General features: G+C 45.5%; 13 protein-coding genes. 2 read left to right on the top strand and 11 right to left on the bottom strand.

The genetic code is table 11. The features are described from left to right. Positions 1-7: 7 nt before the first annotated feature. The 6 genes from RB620_RS00320 to RB620_RS00295 all read right to left on the bottom strand — a co-directional run bounded on the left by RB620_RS00320 (position 8) and on the right by RB620_RS00295 (position 8,317). Positions 8-634 (bottom strand): Yip1 family protein, encoded by a 627-nt coding sequence (locus RB620_RS00320; protein WP_308091506.1) that lies wholly within the window; start codon positions 632-634, stop codon positions 8-10. Continuing rightward, the gene (locus RB620_RS00315; protein ID WP_308091505.1) at positions 627-2,090 is read right to left on the bottom strand and encodes a hypothetical protein; all 1,464 of its coding nucleotides are present in this window, start codon (positions 2,088-2,090) and stop codon (positions 627-629) included. Before RB620_RS00315 ends, RB620_RS00320 begins: the two co-directional genes overlap by 8 nt. Positions 2,091-2,106: 16 nt before the next feature. Then, positions 2,107-2,976, bottom strand: a complete 870-nt coding sequence (locus RB620_RS00310; RefSeq protein ID WP_308091504.1) for a carbohydrate ABC transporter permease — start codon at positions 2,974-2,976, stop codon at positions 2,107-2,109. A gap of 8 nt (positions 2,977-2,984) precedes the next feature. Further along, positions 2,985-3,941: a carbohydrate ABC transporter permease gene (locus RB620_RS00305; protein ID WP_308091503.1), complete on the bottom strand. Its 957-nt coding sequence runs from the start codon at positions 3,939-3,941 to the stop codon at positions 2,985-2,987. 21 nt (positions 3,942-3,962) lie between these two features. Next, positions 3,963-6,854 carry an extracellular solute-binding protein gene (locus RB620_RS00300; protein ID WP_374121340.1) on the bottom strand — a complete coding sequence of 964 codons (2,892 nt, stop codon included), beginning with the start codon at positions 6,852-6,854 and terminating at the stop codon, positions 3,963-3,965. Between the two features lie 92 nt (positions 6,855-6,946). Next, positions 6,947-8,317 (bottom strand): extracellular solute-binding protein, encoded by a 1,371-nt coding sequence (locus tag RB620_RS00295; protein WP_308091501.1) that lies wholly within the window; start codon positions 8,315-8,317, stop codon positions 6,947-6,949. A gap of 277 nt (positions 8,318-8,594) precedes the next feature. On the opposite strand from RB620_RS00295, the gene RB620_RS00290 reads away from it, so the two are divergent. Continuing rightward, positions 8,595-9,356, top strand: a complete 762-nt coding sequence (locus RB620_RS00290; RefSeq protein WP_308091500.1) for a response regulator transcription factor — start codon at positions 8,595-8,597, stop codon at positions 9,354-9,356. Positions 9,357-9,463: 107 nt separating this feature from the next. Here RB620_RS00290 and RB620_RS00285 read toward each other — a convergent pair whose 3' ends face one another. The 4 genes from RB620_RS00285 to RB620_RS00270 are packed head-to-tail and all read right to left on the bottom strand — an operon-like array spanning position 9,464 to position 15,039. Further along, complete coding sequence (locus RB620_RS00285; RefSeq protein ID WP_308091499.1) at positions 9,464-10,357, bottom strand: ABC transporter ATP-binding protein; 894 nt, start codon at positions 10,355-10,357, stop codon at positions 9,464-9,466. A gap of 3 nt (positions 10,358-10,360) precedes the next feature. After that, a complete protein-coding gene (locus tag RB620_RS00280; protein ID WP_308091498.1) occupies positions 10,361-13,234 on the bottom strand; it encodes an ABC transporter permease in 2,874 nt (957 codons plus the stop codon). A gap of 46 nt (positions 13,235-13,280) precedes the next feature. Further along, the gene (locus RB620_RS00275; RefSeq protein WP_308091497.1) at positions 13,281-14,348 is read right to left on the bottom strand and encodes an efflux RND transporter periplasmic adaptor subunit; all 1,068 of its coding nucleotides are present in this window, start codon (positions 14,346-14,348) and stop codon (positions 13,281-13,283) included. Continuing rightward, complete coding sequence (locus RB620_RS00270; RefSeq protein WP_308091643.1) at positions 14,314-15,039, bottom strand: ABC transporter ATP-binding protein; 726 nt, start codon at positions 15,037-15,039, stop codon at positions 14,314-14,316. The genes RB620_RS00275 and RB620_RS00270 overlap by 35 nt, the downstream gene beginning before the upstream one ends. Positions 15,040-15,296: 257 nt before the next feature. On the opposite strand from RB620_RS00270, the gene RB620_RS00265 reads away from it, so the two are divergent. Then, the gene (locus RB620_RS00265; protein ID WP_308091496.1) at positions 15,297-16,067 is read left to right on the top strand and encodes a response regulator transcription factor; all 771 of its coding nucleotides are present in this window, start codon (positions 15,297-15,299) and stop codon (positions 16,065-16,067) included. 51 nt (positions 16,068-16,118) lie between these two features. Here RB620_RS00265 and RB620_RS00260 read toward each other — a convergent pair whose 3' ends face one another. After that, a complete protein-coding gene (locus RB620_RS00260; RefSeq protein WP_308091495.1) occupies positions 16,119-17,057 on the bottom strand; it encodes a carbohydrate ABC transporter permease in 939 nt (312 codons plus the stop codon).

The following is a 17,057-nucleotide window of genomic DNA, read 5'->3' as shown; positions in this document are numbered from 1 at the left end:
TCCTTTCCTATTTTCTCAAGGAGATCTCTTGATAGATTGTCGATACGAATCCCATCATTTCCTGAATCAAACTAAAGAACAACATACAGATAAATGCCATGAAGCCCATGGCCACAACCGACAAGAGTATGGTTCCGATCGCTTTCGATGGAGAATATTGATGGACCGTCATATTGCCTACGAATAACAGATACAACGACCACATTACGGCAGCGCTATTCGAAAAATAGTAAAAGGCCGTTTCCTGCAGCGAGACAACGTTACTGAGCCATATCCACGGAAAGTTAATGATAACCAACGGCAGCAGCGCAAAGCAGGTCGAAGTAAAGATTTCTACAAACTTTCCTTCTCCATCCATCAACGTCGTAAGCGACCAATTCGCCACGCACCAAAACAAGACAGGTACAACCACATAAATAATTTCCATCAAGCTGTTCATATTGTTCGGATTATAAATGTTGACTAGAAATCCACTGTACTGGCTGCTTAAGATATTCGTTATGGCCAGTAAAAACAAAATGAAGAAGGAAATAATGAGATTTGCTTTTTTACTGGCTTCATACTTAAGATCCCAATAACCGTTAAAGGGATGAACGATGAGGTAAAACGGGTATTTAACCAGTTCTCTATTCAATCTCCACACCTCTCTTTCTACCCGTTATTTTCCGCCATCTTCCCACAGCGAACGCAATGACAGCCAATATCGCGATCCCGGTCATAATGGAAGGGAAATATTCTCTCAATACTTGCTTACGGTAAAGCAAAAACGCTTTCGAATAATTCTCCTGGTCATAGCTTTGCTTAAAATAACGCATTGCTTCATTGTAATTACCTTGCCTTAGCAGTGCTTTGCCGATGCCTGCGTATGCAAATTCCAGATTCGCATTCAAATTAATCGTTTCGTTATAGAGCTCGAGTGCTTTTTCTTCATCGCCACGATAGTAGCTTCTAACCGCTTCGTTAATAACTCGACCATACGATGTCGGTTCGAAAACCGTTATTTCTCCTAACGCCTTATCTAGCACAATGAAATCTTCTCCGATATGTTCGACGGCCGTCGGTGTATTAAACTCCCCGAGCCGGTTCCCTAGCCCGCCGAATACGTACATGAAGTGGCCATCGCCGTTGTACGTAAAAACTCTTCCCCTCTTGGAGTCAAGCACGGAATAAATTTCGCTGTCTCCGACGTCGATATCTATGAGTCGAGAAGGACCAATGTCGCTTGTGTACCAAATATCACCTTCCGGGGCGTAATACCCTGTTCGTCTCAAAATATCGTTCCCTTGGGCGTTAAGTTTCTTAATGGTATCTCCCCATAAATCTCCGTTCGTAGCATAAATAAATCCTTCTTCATTAATATCCAGATTGGTGAATTCGGTTGGCGTAAACATGACCATCTGGCTGCGCTGCGCTTGTGTGGACAACCGCTTCCAGAACAATTCGACAGGATCTACATATACTCGGTTTGCGCCGATAAACGAGGTAAACTGGCCGTCGGAGTTAAACTCCATAAACCCGTCGAACACTCCTATTGCCATGACGTAAATGCGCTGCGCTTTGTCTACCACAACCCGAACGGGTTGAAAATCAAAGTTCGATGACAATAGCTCCGATTGTGGCGCATTCAGGATCTTCACTACATTCAAGTTCTGATCAAGATGTACGACACGCTTATTGCCCGTATCGGCCACTAAGATGTCCTTCTGTTCCGTGACGAATAATCCCTGAGGACTAAGGAACGAATCCTGTTGTCCTTCTCGAACGAATGAATCGATGATTTGAAGCAAGTTATATTGCTGATCCATAACAATAATTCGGTTATTGCCGGAGTCCAGCACATAGATCTGATGGTCTGCTGTCACATGAAGATCACTCGGTTCTTTGAACGGACCTGCTCCAATTCCATTACCTGTCAATAACTCGGTGCCCTGATAGGCAACAGGCGCCGAGACAGGATTCCCCCAGAACGAATAATTATAGGAGGCATCACCGTCGGCAGCGTAAGCTAACGACCCTCCCGCGCTCATACCAATCAAGCAGCACAGTGCAACCCCGATGCTTACTTTTAATTTTTGGATGTTCTTCAACATTGAGATCGGCTCCCTTCTAATCCTTCATCCCGGAAGTAGCCATCGTTTGAATGACGTTGCTTTGCGAGATGATAAAGAGCGTGATGGGAACAATCATCAAAATTAAAGCGATGGCAGCTCCTACACCTGCTCTGGCGATGCCTCCCAGCGTGATTTGCCCGAGCGCGTAATGTAGCGTCTTGAGATCCTCGCTATAAATGAAGCTGCCCCCGTCCGTTCCCCATAACATCGGAAACTGCAAAATCATTAGCGTCAACCAAGCCGGTTTCACGTTCGGCATGACGATACTCCAATAGATCCGGTACTCGCTGGCCCCGTCAATCTTGGCGGCTTCCAGCAAAGCATCGGGAATCTGTTCCATAAATTGCTTCATGAGAAACAGTCCGAGCGGAAACGCCAGCGATGGCACAATGACAGAAGCATGAGTGTTAATCCAGCCAAGCCAGGACATGACCATATAATTCGGAATGGCTGTAACGTGTCCCGAGAACATAAGCGACAGGACGACGACCGAGAATAGAGTCTTAGCACCTAGAAATCTGTACTTTGCAAGCGGATAAGCCGCAGCCGATGCCAATAGGATATGGCCAACCGTGCCGGCGATGGTGATCAACAGCGTATTCGCGATATAACGAGTAAGCGGAACCCACGAATTGCCCATTAATGCAACCAAATCGAAAAAATTATCTAGCGTCGGATTATTAACGAGAAGTCTCGGCGGGAAAATAAACAGTTCGTCGAGCGGCTTAAATGCATTATTCACCGCATAAATCAGCGGCAAGGCCATAAAACAGCCAAATACAGCAAGAAACAAAAACAATAAGAAACTCACGGTAAACGAGCGGTTCAGTCTACTGGACGTTCGGAATGACGACATCAACTTCATAACCAAAATCACTCACCTATCTTTCTCAACAGTTTTTGCGTCACCAAGTTAGATCCGATCATTATGCAGAACAGGATCGTGGCTATGGCGGATGCGTATCCCATTTCGAAACGAATGGTGCCAAAGTCGATTAGATGCGTGACAATGGTATGCGCCGCATAGTTAACGCTTGGGAATCCAGCTAGCGCAATGGAGATGTCGGCTACCGCCAATGAGCCGGTAATTTGCAAGACGGCGCCGAACATTAATTGCGGTCTCATCGAAGGAAGCGTAATAAACCACAGTTCTTGCCAGCGATTCTTAATGCCATCCATAACCGCCGCCTCGACAATAGACTTGTCGATCGTCTGGAGTCCAGCGATAAAGGCGAGGAAGCTCGTACCCAAACTAAGCCATAGCTGGACGATCATGACGATCATCAAAATGTATTTCTCGTTCGTTAACCATTGAATGGGTTCTAATATAAATCCGAATTCCATTAGAAATCCGTTCAAATAGCCGTAGCTGTCTCCGGAAAATACAATTAGCCAAATAAAGAATACGTTGCCTGAAATCGATGGCGCATAAAAGACCAACGTCATAAACGCGCGCACCTTCGGCGATAATTCGTTAATAATCCACGCGAAGATAAAACAAGCGATGTAACTAACGGGCCCTGTAATGACGGCAAACATAAAGGTATTCTTCAATGCGATCATGAACACGTCGTCATTCAGGAACAGCCTGGAGTAGTTCTGCCATCCGACAAATCGTGGAAACTCCAACATATTGAAGTAAAAAAAACTGAGCAGCAATGAAAAGGCTACCGGTATAACCGTAAAGGTGAAGAAGATAAGCATGTATGGGCTCATCAAGATGTAATAGTGTTTGTTCTTCTTCAACTCTCGCCAGATTTCCGCTAGCTTTGACCTTTTATTAGGACGTATAACATCCGACACGGCCTGACGGGTCGTTTCTGCTTGCATCGGCCTCCACCCCCTGACTATTTACGGTAAGTTGAATTCTTTCCGCTTGAGTTCGATCTCGTCGTTCATATAAAGAATATAGTCCGACAACGATTCGCGAGGATTCTCGTTCCCATTCACGACTTTACGGAAGGCATTATCAAGATGCCTGCCTGTGAAGTATCCTCCCGGCACTTGCGGAATGCCCTTGACCCATTGCCATTGACTCTCTAAATTTTGATAATCTTTGACTGGCCAAGGCAGCTCTTCGAGAGCTTCAATATTGGCGGTCGGGTACCGAGCCGCTGCGCCCATAAGACCTTCCATTTCTCGTCCGTAAGCGATCTGAATATCCTTGCCCGTCCACCATTTCATGAAGGCCCAAGCTGCTTCTTTGTCATCCGCATTCTCAAGCATCATAGCTCCGGTCGTATGGCTCGCAACTGCATGATTAATCGCTCCGTCAGTCGACTCAGTACCTGGTACAATCGTAAAGTCCCACAGGCCTTTGATTTCAGGCGCCATTACAGTAAGCATGTTATACGTCGTGTAATCGGCAATTCCGATCGGCATTTCTCCAACGCGGAATCGGTTCGGAAAATCAGCAGTTAGTGGAAACTTATAATTGGTATAGAACTGCGTCCACTTTTTGAATACCTCCATTGATACGTCTGCATCCAGAGCGCTCTTCCGATCGTCTTCCGTATAAAACTCACCGTCATTTTGATACAATAAAGCGGCAAAAGTCGCATTCGGCACTAAGTTTGCATTCGCCGCTTCAAGCGGCAAATAAAACTCCATATTATTCTTCTGAAGAACGGCAATCATATTGTAAATATCCTGCCATGTTTTCGGTGGCTCTAGGCCCAGTTCTTCAAGAATGTCTTTACGGTAAAATAGCATCGGAAATGTCTGCTGCTCCGGGAGAGCATATACGCCGCCACCATATTCATAAGGCACCAAGGCGCTGTCGCGGAATCGAGAAGCGACATCCTTGTAATCGGCAAATTGCGTCAGATCAGCCGCAGCGCTTCTCATCGCATAGTTGACGGGAACATCTTCACCAATCTGAAGTGCAACGTCCGGTCCTTCGTCTGCTAATGTAGCCGGCAAGAGAATGTTGCCTGGAACCAGCTTAAGATTTACGGATATGCCTGTCTCTGGCGTAAACGAATCGTCGATTAATGCTTTCAAGACTTGGGCTTGATCTCGGCCCGTCGTTACCCACACCGTAACCGATCGATTCGAATCGGCAGTATTGCCAATGCTGTCATAATCCTCGGTATACGATGCGACATAGGCACCTAATTCGTGCATAACTTCCTCAAGGAATGTTGCTTCTACTCTCTCTAGTTCCTTCCCAGGAGAAGAAACAACCAGATAATCAAGCGTCAATGGCTGCTCACGAACCGTCAGAATCCAGGTTCCAAGACCCCCGACATTAACTTTGAATGAATTCAAGCGCCTTGCAACCGTTTCCGGATAAGCCACCAAGTCATTCAATTGTCGAACCATGGAATGTAGAACAGCTACCTTGTCGCTCTTCTCCCCGGTCGATTGCTCCAAATAATCGGCTACGCTTTGTATAATCTTGGCCTGCTCCTGGAACACTTCCGTCATCTCCGGAATGCGCTTCTCCAATTGATAATCCCGATAAGGGTCCGGCGTATTGGAAGCAATCATGAGAATCTTGCGGTACATCTCGTTAAGCTCAAGTACGCTCGACTCGATCGTTCTTAAGAGCGGGGCCATATCTCCTAGAGATACCATCATTCGAATCGTATGCTTTCCTTTGGTCAAATGGAATAAATAGGGTTCTTCCCCGCCGAGCACATCCATTTTCCATTCCAGATCGAAGGTGAAGCGTATTTGCTTCATCTCCTCAAATGGGATTTTTCCGTCAATCATGATATTGCGCGTAGCGTATATTCCGCGAAGTTGATCCTGCTTGCGCTTTAATGCGATTTGATATTGACCATCCTCTTCCACTTCGAATTCCCATTCAATCCATTGTCCAGGCAGCTTCCAATTGAGTCCTCCGATTGTATTCACTCTAATCTTGGACACATCGTAAGGAATAACGGTTGGGCTGGATCGGTCGGATACAGGATACAAGGTCGGAGAAGATTTTAGGTTCGCCTCTTCTGCTTGAATCAGAATGTACTGGTCTTGTGTTGGTTTCACCCCTGCCGCTTCATATCCCGCGGCCACCTGTTCATAAGGCTTCAGCTCTTGTTCCTGATATAACTCGATATAGTCAATCGCCATCGGTTCGCGAAGCGACTTCAGAGAAAGTGTTTGTATGCCTTGTTCTAGATAGAAGGAATAAGGTTCTTCATATCGGCCCTCGCCATCCCGGAACGAAGCCATTTGCCAATCGGGCTTTTCAATCTGTCTAGGACGTAAATCATTGCCCCTGTTATCCTGTTGCACTTCATCGTGCCGATTGTCCCAAAGCCGGTCGAATAAGAGGATCTCGGCACCTTTGAATGGAACAATCTGGTTTATCGTTAATTCTCGCTCGATAGCCGAGCTTTTCCCTTCCATAGGGAAATAATGAATTCGAATGTTGTACAAGCCCGGTTGATTGACCGGCACTTCCCAGCTGACGCTTCCTTCCTCCGGCGTCAAAAGTGCTTGGCCGTCTAACCCTTTGTAATCGGCTGCGACATCGAATCCTGCACCTGAATGTTCCCCATAATCTTCGCCCTCGATTCGGATGACTTGATCCGGACGGCTTGCTGTCGAATGGCTATTCAAGTAATGTTCGTAACCGCCTTCGACTTCATTGTTCGTAACGGCCTCAAACTCGTCCATGGCAAGAACCTGCCCATCATTGGAGCCATTCTTAGAAGGGTAGAACGCCCAAATGGACAAAAAAAATAATATTAGAACGAGTATGACCGCAACATAGTTCTTCTTCCGTATGATCAATTCTTCTCCCCTCCTAAAGCTGCGAATAAAATTCAACAACTGTCCCCACCTAGAACGTTCTAAATGGGGACAGTTCGACAATCGATCTTTTATTATTGACCGTATACCTGGTCAATCGCCGCTTGGAACGGACCTTTGTACTTCTCAACGATCGTGGATACCGAAACACCGGTCATGAGTTCCCCATTAAAGGCGTAAATGTCCATACCTGCCGGAACAAATGTCGAGTGATCTAATACAAGCATGCCTTCCTGAACCTTCTTTGCGTTTTCGATGTCATCTTCGCTTGTAAAGTTAGACTCCAACATGGATTGCGAAGGATAATCGAACATGGAATCGATATCGTGAATTTTTTCCCAGATGTACATCAGCTGCTCCGGATTCTCAACGGCTTTCGGAATCGTTAAAGCTTGGAACAGTCCTTCGCCGGAGTGATAAGCCGTTGCGCTTGGTCCTTTCGGGAATGGGACGAATCCGATCTCGTAGTCAGCCATATCCGTCTTAAGTCCCCAAATCTCCCACATAGCACCGGAATACATCAATGTATTGCCTTCGCGGAAATACAAGCCGGGATTTTGCCCTTCAACAAACGGTCGATTAATTTGCTCTACGCCAATTCGGGATACGAAATTGAGCGCTTCAAGCGTCTTTGGATCGTCGAGATTCTGCTTGTTATCTTTTGTGAGACCTGTTTCGTTGGAGTAGAGCGCCGGATCGAGCAGCCAATCGTTAGCCAATCCCCAAGTATCCAACTTTCCATCATTGTTCGTGTCTTTGTTGGCTTCCTTGGCAACTTGAATAAATGTGTCCCAGTTCCAGTTGTCTTCGTTGACATAGTCTTGAAGAGGCTTGAGACCGAGCTGATTCAATAGCGTTTTGTTATAAAAGATGCCGGTAATCAGATTTTCTTGACTGGCATCGAATCCGTAGCCTCTGCCGTTGTACGTGTAGTTATTGTTTGTCGTGAGTTGATTAAACACTTTTTCATTTTTCGTGTATTCGTCAATTGGCCAGAATAGATCTTGTTTCACTAGCGTAGGAACCGAAACGGTCTTACCCATTCTGACGATATCGCCAAGCGGCTCACCGGCAAGAAGCGACGCCGTTATTTTATCGTGGTATTCCATGTAATCGAGGACGACGACTTCCAATTTGAAGTTATGCTTGGCTTCAAGAGCTTCCAGGTTTTCGATGCGCGCGATATCGTCCGGATTTTCGGATTCCCGGTCCAGCATATTAAACCAAGATGTTACCTTGATCGTCTTGCCGCCCAAATCAAAATCCATCTCCGGAGTTCCCGTTTCTTCTTCTCCGGTACCCTCGTTCGTCGGTCCAGCATTGTTGGTACCATTGTTGGCACCGTTGTTGGCACCGTTGTTGGCACCGTTGTTCGAATTGCCGCTGCAGGCCGCGAGTACAAGAACTAACGCGAAGAGCAGCACCATCATTTTGCGAATCCGCATTCGTAATCCCCCTTAAAATTTGTGAACACATCTGAAGTTTAGCGCTTACATTTGGTTGCAACAACCTGTCGAATGCGAGGTGTTCAACCCGCTAAATTATAGATATAATTGGGCGGTCTGAAAGCGTTTTATCAGTTGTACACCAAGAGGTAAACGAAGGTGAACAAAGCAAATAATAGCATGTTGTTATCGTCGTCGTTGATACAGATAATGAAAGCGTAATCTATTGGTTTGTTGTGGGTTCAGTATTAACGCAAGTGCAATGGGGGGGTATATCATGCATAAGGTATTACTGATTGATCCGAATCATCATTCAAGAATCAGAGTTCAGAGCATGTTGAATTGGAACAGTCTAAATCTCACATTAGAACATGTTTCCAATTCGCATGATGACATCATTCCATTAATTTCTAACCATCACTATTTGATTGTATTAATCAGTATCCAAGGTGCTGATGCCGAGGGAATAGATTTGTGTGGGATGATTCGGGAAAAACTTAACGCACCGATTATTCTCATCGGCGGAAGCCAAGATTTCCGGTTAGCGAAAAAAGCGATGTATTATCAAGTCCATGATTATTTGCCTGAACCGGTATTCTCCCATCAATTAACGGCAAGCTTGCAGTCAGCTAAAGAAAAAATTGGAATAAATCTTCCGACAACGACTAGGTTGACCAATCTAAACCATTCCAGCAAACTACCCACTTCCCCGAACAAAGTCATAGAGAAAGTCAAAGAATACCTGGAATATACGAAGTATCGCAATATTACCTTAAAAGAGATTTCATCGATTATGCATTTCAATAGCTCGTATTTGGGTCAATTGTTTAAAGAACATGTGAATATGACATTCAATGAGTATTTGTTACAACAGCGGATGGAGAAAGCCAAATACTTGCTAGAGCACACGGATATGAAAGTATACGAAATTGCATGTGAAATCGGATATTCGGAGATGGACTGGTTTTATAAAAAATTTAAGTTGCATACCGGATTAAGCGCCAACGAGTACAGAAAAATTTTCTCCATTACAGCATAAGAAACAGCGGCATTTCGCTGACGGGGAACCGTCTCGAAGCGCCGCTCTTTTTTGATTCTGCCGCCGTTGACGACAAGTTGCTAATTTTCATGGGCAACGGAAACACGTTACCCTGTCTTTCGGTCATGTGGAGGATAGAGAATAATCCGGCCGTCTTCCATCTCCACCCGTACTTTGCTGCTGTCTTTGAAGCCTTCAACACCGAGATATCCAGCGGGAATTTGCAGGCGTCCAGCCTTATCAACAACGGCATATTCAATATGGCTCTCTGCTTCAATCTTCTCTTCCTCAGAATCAAGTAACGCAATCTCTTCCGCATATGAAACTCTTCTTATCATCTCTGCCGATGTTTTACCATCCCGGATCTGAACGACCCGATCTACTTTTCGAGCAAGTTCCGGATCATGAGTAACGATAACGATCGTGATGCCTATCGTCCTATTCAGGTTTCGAAACAGATCCAAGACTTGATTAGACGTTCTCGTATCAAGTGATCCAGTCGGCTCATCCGCAAGCAGAAGGGGAGGTTCGTTAGCAAGCGCAATGGCAATAGCTACGCGTTGCTGCTCACCTCCTGAAAGTTCGCTTAGCCGATTTTTCATCCTATGACCGAGACCTACCGCCTCTAGCAGCTCAAACGCCCGTTCCCGACGACGCTTACCGCGCAGCAGAATCGGAAGCTCTACATTTTCCAGCGCGGTTAAATAAGGGATTAGGTTACGCGCATTATTTTGCCAGACAAACCCGACGCTCTCCCTTTTGTATTTAACTAAATCTTTTTCTCTGAAAGTCAATAGATCCTTATTATCAACAAAGAGCTTTCCGGCGGAGGGCTTGTCGAGCCCCCCGAGCATGTTTAACAACGTCGACTTGCCACTGCCGGAGTTTCCGATGATCGCCATTAATTCTCCAGCCTCGACCTTCAGATCAAGCCCTTGCAGCGCGACAACCTCGAGATCAGCGGTCTTATAAATTTTGACTAGTCCGTCACAATGAATCATCGTTTACTCCTCTCCTAGCTTAAGCGCTTGGGCGACCCGAGTCCGTGCCAGCCGATACCCGAGGATGAAGAGCCCAACAAACAAGGTCGCTCCAACTATTGAATACAATTGCAAATAGTCGCTGAGTTGACGTACGATCTCGAACGGCGGTACCTGCTCTTTCGTTACGAACGACATTTCGAATAAAGGAACGTACAAATCGCTAGTTAAGTTTCCAATTAGAACGCCGATTATAACTGCCGCTCCTGATGTTAACGCTTGTTCGCTAACCAACATGCCGATAATTTGCAAGAACGGAATACCCATCGCCCGCAACACTCCATATTGGAGGGTTCTCCCTGCAAAAGTCAGTATCCAGAATAGAAGGAATCCAAAAAAACTGATAAGCATCGAAATGGCGAATCCAAGCGTCATCACGCCATTGATTGCTAGCCGAAACGGATCGTTTTTCGAATCAATTAGTTGCTGTCTTGAATCCTTGAAACTGACGATTGAGATTTTTTGTTCGGCCAACTGCTCATAAATTTGTTGACTGGTCGCGTTTTCATTCAAATTCAACCATATTTCATAGGGTTCAAGCGCTATTCGGTTCTGGATTGTACTCAAATGACCCACAATGAGATGAGGTTTCTCGATCCCATCATTCCCTTCCGATTTACCGCTTGGCAGCGGATTCCATGTAGGCCAATAGTCGATAATGCCATAAACCGTGAACTGGACTTGATCATGTCCTTCCCAATTGATTCGGATAGGATCTCCAGGCTTGACTTTGGCAGCGTCGGCAATTGATCGTGAGATTAATACTGCATTTGGATTTGACGCAAGCAGGTTCAAATAACTGTTCATGTGATAGTTAAGCAACCCATCTTTCATCCATGCCGTCTCGCCAAAATCCTTTGTATTAATACCCATTAAAGTCGTTTTTCCAGTCGTTCCTTCCTTGCCATTAACAAATTGTGCCCCTTCTTTTCTGAACACCTTTGCATGCGATGCAACACCCTCGAGTTCTTGTAAAGGCTCAAATGGCGGCTCAATGTATTGAATCCGTTTCATATCCGCAAATTCATTTTCTGATAGCTCATTTGTTGCGGATAAACTTGATGATGGCAACTTGTTGCTTGCCCATCGAGTCATCAAAGCCATATCGGCTCCTATGGCATATTGAATCTTACTCTCCATATTCTCATTAATCGTTCTGGCGGCATTCGCGCTGAACAATCCGGTAGCGACGGTCATTATAAGGAACACTTTGATCGTTAAATATTGACCAGACGAGCGACTTATTTGAACCAGAGAGTGGTATAACGCCGGCGGCCACCACCTGCGTCCCGCCCAGAATAGGAGTTGAACCAAATAAGGATATATACGAAGGACTAGTAACCCGCTTCCTAACGCAAAAACCGCCGGCATTAAAAACAGGAGAGGATCAACCTGCAGAGAATCGGAGTCCAGCGCTAATCGCTGCAAATCTTCCCGACGCTTGTTAAAGTTATATAATAAATAGAGTGCTAAGCTAATAAGCAGGACGTCGAGACCTGTTTTGTGCCAGAAGGACATTTTATTCAATCGTGCCGACTGTTGTTTATGTCCCACGATGCTGGTACGCGTCGCTAAGAAAGCTGGGATTAGAATCAGCAGTATGGCACCTCCAACCGCTGCTGCAGCGATCTTATAAGCCCCGCTGCCGAGGCTGACTTCTAGCACCGACCTTTGCACGAATTCCAGAAAGCCGCTTGAAGCTCCCAATACCTTGGTGAACGTGACGCCAAGAAATGGCCCCGCCGCCAAAGCACAAATGCCAAGTATAAGGCTTTCCGTCGTATAGGCTGCCATAATCTGCAGGCGGCTGGCTCCGCGACTCCGAAGCACGGATATTTCCGTCTTTTGCTTTTCGATAATGAGGTTCGCTGCCATGTATAGATAAAAGACCAACATAAGCACAACTGGCGAATAAAGCGATAGCATCATAAGATCAAGCTTGGATTGTATGCCACTATAGGAAACGATGGTCTCGGTAGCAGGGATATTTATCTCCGAGACACCTAGACGTCCTTTGAAATAACGCCGTATATCCCGGTCTGTGGAAACAAATTGATCCATATTATCAACAGACAAGCTGTCGTATTTGAGAGCGTAACGCCACTCCAAATTTGCGACCGAGAGCTTGCCTCCTTGCGTAAATTCGCGTTCGAACTGCTCGTAAGGAATAATAAAACCGTCTGTGTATTCTTCTGTCATGTAAGGCAAATAGGGATCGGCGCTTGGGTCTGTTTGAATGATTCCCACAGGAATGACTTGGAAGCGAGTCTGTTCATTCTCTGGCGACTGGGCTATCAGTTCCTCTCCAAGATCTCGTTTCGCCCCTAGTAAGAACTTCTGGGTAACCAAGGCTTCGAAGACGCCATCCGTACGATCTGCCGGCATTCGACCATCGATTATACGAACACGCTTATCCAAGCTCGACAGCGACTGAAAACTTCCCGTTGTTCTTTGTGATTTGATCTCTTGCTCCGAAGCGTCCGCTCCATATACCTTCAACTTCAACGTTGAACGCTGCTGGTAAAACGATAATGCATCCAGTCCTATCCGCTCCGGAATTAATTGGACAAAACGATCAGCTTGCGAAATTTTTTTCTTCGTTTGATCGTCCATTTCGACAGCTGAGACTGATGTGCTAATTCTTACGTAACCTGGATATACGGCCTCACGATACTGTATCGACTGCAATTCTTTAACCAACGTCCGCTGCAAGATTGCTTCCGAATACAGAGGCATAGAACTGAACAGAGCTACGCATAAGGTTAGACCAAACCATAGGTTTAGCTGCAGCCATTTGTTTTTTGCCATCTTTCGTAGAATCATCGTCCATATGGCCATGTTTTCACCCCATCCTTGAGCCCGGTCGCTCTGGACATTGTTAATGTCAGTTATTCAGAATGACCTGCTGCCCTTCTTCAATTCCCTTTACAATCTCAACCTCGGTTGATGTCGTCAAACCAATCTCAATATCCACTTCTTTACGCCGCTCGCCATCTACTACTTGCACGTAGTTGCGTCCCATATAAGTGCGAATGGCCGAGCGCGGAAGTATGATGATATTCTCGCGTTGCTGAAGCGGAATCGTTATCTCAGCGCTATGGCCTACTTGAACATCTCCCGGCACATCATCTATTCCAATAATAATAGTCATCGCATTGCGTTCAGACTTTGCCGGATCGCTGCCAGGGGGGACGCTGGATGGAGTCTGCAGTACTTTGCCCGTATACTCCACGCCTTTATATTTCAAATTGGCAGGCATCCCGACTTCCAATGCCTGAAGTTCTTTAGTTTCCGTAGCTGCATAGGTGAGCTGCAAACTTTCCGGATCCGCGATTGTTATGATGGACTGGAATGCATTTACGAAATCGTCCGTCTTAAGTTGTTCCGCAAAAATAACAATACCTGCAAATGGAGCGTATAACCGTGATTGAGCGAGACGCTCCTCCATCGATTTCAAGGAAAGTCGTTCCTTCTCCAAGTCGATTTCCCGAAGACGAAGATCAATCTCATTTGCCCCGGCTGATAGCGCTTGTTTATAAAACAGTTCGGCGCGTTCTACATTCAGTCTCTGCAAGCGAGTTTGCAAATCAAGATCGCCAGTATCCATTTCCGCAATTAAATCCCCGGCCACTACTTTCTGACCGAGAGCCACGTTCACTGACTTGATTCGACCGCCAAGCCCTTTGAATGAAAGCGTCTCCGTTTTGGATGAAACAAAATTTGCCGTACCACGAAGTGTAGTCTGAATTGTTCCCTTCGATGCTTCCACTAAATTCAACTGTTCTTCATTAGGCTCTACAAGCGGTGGCTGTAGTGAATCCTCTTCAATAGGGAGAAGCGAGCATCCCGATAACATTATCATTACGGATAACATGGCGGCCGAGACCTTGAAGCGGCAATGCCGACTCGTCTGACGTTTATCTGTTGGTCGTCTGCGAAACAATTTTTCCATCCTCCAATTCAAAAACGTGATCAACCAGTTCCATAATTCCAGGATCATGGGTCGTCATAACGATCGTCATTCCAGTTCTCTTTACTAGATCTCTGAATACGCGCATGACTTGCAATCCCATCCTGCTATCGAGTTCAGCGGTTGGCTCGTCTGCGATGAGCAGCACAGGCTCATGTGCGATCGCGCGAGCAATAGCAACGCGTTGCTGTTCACCGCCGGACAACTCAGACGGACGGTGTCTCATCCGCTCTTTCATACCGACACACTCAAGAGCGCTCTCTGCCGCTTCACGATTCCCCATTACGGGACTGCCAGCTATACGAAGACCAAACTCCACGTTTTCATAGGCCGACATTAACGGCACAAGCCCAAAAGACTGGAACACCAAACCAATCTCCTTACGCCTTAGTGCATTTCGCTCTTTGCCGGACATCCCCGTAATTTCCCTATTGCGAAAAAAAACCTGGCCTTCCGTCGGCTCATCAAGGGCACTGAGAATATTCAACAATGTCGTCTTACCTGAGCCAGATCGTCCCTTAAGCGCCGTGATCGCCCCAGTTTCAATGGTTAAATGAATATCAGAAAGGGCGTTGACGGAAGCATTACCTCTGCCAAAGATTCTCTTGATGCCTGCTGCCTTCAGGATCGCCTCGCCGCTTGTTCGGAGTGTTTTATCCCCCACGACAGACATTTGGCTTCCCCCATTCTCTTCATGACTTGCAATCATTGTAGCGGTTAAGTATCCCAAAAAGTACCTGTCGTTTTTTGTATAATGACCCGTTAAATAATAGATGTTAACTACAAATGCAAAACTATTGTAAACGCTCGCATTTAGGTAAAGAGATGTTGTAAGAATAAAAAGATGCACCTTGTTCATAACGTGCTTGATTCCGCATAATTAAAGCGTACTCAATAAAGATTACTTTCGAAAAGCGGGGGGCCTCAACCATGTATTCCGTGTTGCTTGTTGATCAGAACAGTCACTCTAGAACTCAAATCAAAAACATGATTGATTGGAAGCAACATGGTTTTTCAATCTCTGCATCGATCGATGAGTACGCTAAAGTCACGCCAATCATTCGTCGAAACCAATACTCGCTTGTACTCATTAACATGAGAGGCTTTCAGTCTGGAAGCATTCTTCTCTGTCAGCGGATACGGAAAAAAAGCAAAGTCCCCATCATTCTCCTTGGAGGAGACGATGATTTTCGTTTAGCAAGAAAAGCTATAACTTATCAAGTACGTGATTACTTGGCTGCCCCCATACAAACAAGCGAACTTGCAGAAAGTTTGAAAGCGGTTAAGTTGGAACTAGACAGCTTGGAGAACGCCAAGCCGGAGGCCAATTCTCATCCTTTCGATACCCCTTTGAAAGAACCTATTCAATCTTCGGAATCCATTATCGACCTAGTCAAAGGTTACGTTCAGCAGCAACTGCATGAGAATGTGACTTTGAAGAAGATTTCGGATTTAATGCATTTCAACAGTTCCTATCTGGGGCAAAAATTTAAAACCCAAGAAAACATGACCTTTAATGACTATTTGCTTCAGCAACGTATGGAAAAGGCCAAGATATTATTAGAAAAAACGGATATGAGAGTATATGAAATCGCCAATGAAATCGGCTATACGGAGATCGATTGGTTTTATAAGAAATTCAAAGAATATACGGGATCAAGCGCGAATGAATACAGAAAACACGTTTCTGAAACGGCATAATGCAATAGAAAAGGCGCAGGACTTATGATCTAAGTCTTGCGCCTTGTTTTGTTAACCCTTAACTCCTCCAACCATCATACCCTTAACAAAGTACTTCTGCAGGAATGGATACACCATGATAATTGGTACAGAAGCTACGATTGTCATTGTAGCTCGAACGGATAGCGGCGTAACCGTATTTTGCTGAGCCCCGCTCGCGCCGTTAATCATGCCGTCCAGGCTTGACGTACCTGAACTGGCATTGGAGTTTTGCAATATTTTCTGCAACTCATACTGTAATGTACTGAGGTCAATATGTGAGGAGTTGTAAAGAAACACATCAAACCAGGAGTTCCATTGGTACACCCCCGAAAATAGAGCGACAGTCGCCAATACAGGCGCAGTAAGCGGCAAAACGATATTGAAAAACGTACGATATTCTCCCGCACCATCGATTTTGCTGGATTCCAGAATGCTGTCGGGCAATCCTTCGATAAAGGATCGAATAATGATGAGATTAAACACCCCAATGAGACCTGGCCAAATGTACACCCAGAAGCTTCCGATCAGATCCAGATCCCGAATAAGCAAGTAATTAGGAATTAATCCTCCGTTGAAATACATCGTTAAGATAAAGGCAACCGTGATGAAATTGCGAAGCACGTAGTCCTGTCTGCTGATTGTATATGCAACCATGGCTGAGCAGAACACCGTCGTCACCGTACCGATGATCGTACGCAGCACGGAGATATAAGTAGCATGGAAAATTGTCGCTTCCTTAAAAATATAATTGTAGTTTTCAAGAGTCCATACCCGCGGAAGCAGATAAATCCCGCCCTTGATCGAATCCTGCGCGCTATTTAGCGACACCGCCAGTACATTGAGAAATGGATAAAGTGTAACGATCATCAATAAGATCATAAATACATAGTTGCAAATATCGAAAATGCGATCCCCCGTAGACTGCTTGATTCTAGTCGACTTTTTTGCCTTCACGCTGCTTGCGGCCAT

This window comes from Paenibacillus sp. LHD-117, assembly GCF_030929555.1.
Classification (GTDB): domain Bacteria; phylum Bacillota; class Bacilli; order Paenibacillales; family Paenibacillaceae; genus Pristimantibacillus.
Note: the sequence above shows the minus strand (reverse complement) of the source record. Positions and strands in the feature narration are given on the sequence as shown.